General features: G+C 69.9%; 1 protein-coding gene. It reads left to right on the top strand.

What is annotated here, in order from left to right; all coding sequences use genetic code 11:
- Positions 1-633: 633 nt before the first annotated feature.
- Positions 634-1,620, top strand: a 987-nt coding sequence (locus AB0G02_RS39215; RefSeq protein WP_360805285.1) for an arabinofuranosidase catalytic domain-containing protein, incomplete at its 3' end; no start/stop codon positions are given.

The following is a 1,620-nucleotide window of genomic DNA, read 5'->3' as shown; positions in this document are numbered from 1 at the left end:
CGTCAGTTCGTCGTTGAACCATGAGGACTCCGAGCGGATCGGGCCGAGCAGGGATCGAACCGGTTCGACTTCCTGTTCTCCGTCCGCGCGGCACTGCCGACGGCGCACCGACCACTGCCCCTCGGAACGCCCCGCTCGCTCGCCTCACGGGACCGACGACATCTCCCGCGGGCGCGCAGAACACCCTGGTGCAGCTCGGTGCGGCGTCGCAGGACCGCCACGATCGGCCGGTTCGACGGCGCAGACCGACAGGGTGCCGACAGCGCCCTCACCGGTCATCCGGCCACGGTACCCGGCGAGGACCGGCGGTCCCGCCGGCTGACATATTTCTGCCAGGTTCCCGCACCGCGCCTGCTCCCTACCTGGTCAGGCGGGGTGCGCGGCACCATTCGAGACGCTGAGCCATTGCTCACCGAAGAAGTTTCGGCGTACCGTGCATTTCGGTCGAATCGGTTCGAGAACCGTAGCGCCCGCGCACCCTGTCGATCCTACGCACGGAGCGGCCGTCCTCGGGGAATCGCCACCAGCAGCAGTGCCCGCGGCGACGAGGACCGGTCCGCCCCGGCCCGTGCCGGCTGCTCGGCCGACGACCGCTCTCGTCGTGACCGCAGGAGCAGACAAAGGAGTCGCAGGATGCAGCTTTTCCCTGTTCCCCCACCGGACAGCACGGCCGGCAGACCACGCTCACGGGCGGCCACCCGCCTGCGCGCGGTGTTCACGGTCTTCGCGGTGGCCGCGGTGGCCGCCGCCGTGCTGACCACCGACACCCTGGCCTGGGCGCCGGCCGCCTCGGCCGCACCCACGGGGCCGTGCGACATCTACGCGTCGGGTGGCACGCCGTGCGTGGCGGCGCACAGCACGACGCGGGCCCTCCTCAGCTCGTACAGCGGCAACCTGTACCAGGTCAGGCGTTCCTCGGACAACACGACCAGGAACATCGGGCTGCTGTCCACCGGGGTGGCCGACGCCGCCGCGCAGGACTCGTTCTGCGCGGGCACGTCGTGCGTGATCACGGTGGTCTACGACCAGTCCGGCCGCGGCAACGACCTGTGGTACCAGGGTTCTTCGGTCGTCCCGGGGTCCACCCAGAGCCGGCCCGCCAACGCGACGACCGAGTCGCTGTCGGTCGGCGGCAGCAAGACCTACTCGCTCTACATCAACCCCGGCAACAGCTACTGGCGCGACGGCCACCTGACCGGCGTGCCCACCGGTAGCGCGCCCGAGGGCATGTACATGGTCACCAGCGGCACGCACGTCAACAACGGCTGCTGCTTCGACTACGGCAACAGCGAGACCACCCGCGCGGCCGACGCCGCCGGGGCGATGGACGCCATCAACTTCAGCACCCAGTGCTGGTTCGGCGGCTGCTCCGGCTCGGGCCCGTGGGTCCAGGCCGACCTCGAATGGGGTCTCTACCCCGGCGGCAGCCAGTCCTGGAACCCCAACCAGCGGGCCTTCCCCAGCAAGTTCGTCACCGCGATGCTGAAGAACAACGGCACCTCGCGATTCGCCCTCAAGGGCGCCAACGCCCAGACCGACAACCTCACCACGCTCTACGACGGCGCGCTGCCCAACGGCTACAGCCCGATGAAGAAGCAGGGCGCGATCATCATCGGCTGC

Origin of the sequence: Actinosynnema sp. NPDC023658, assembly GCF_040639995.1 — a bacterium.
Classification (GTDB): domain Bacteria; phylum Actinomycetota; class Actinomycetes; order Mycobacteriales; family Pseudonocardiaceae; genus Actinosynnema.
This window is presented reverse-complemented; position numbering and strand designations above follow the sequence as displayed.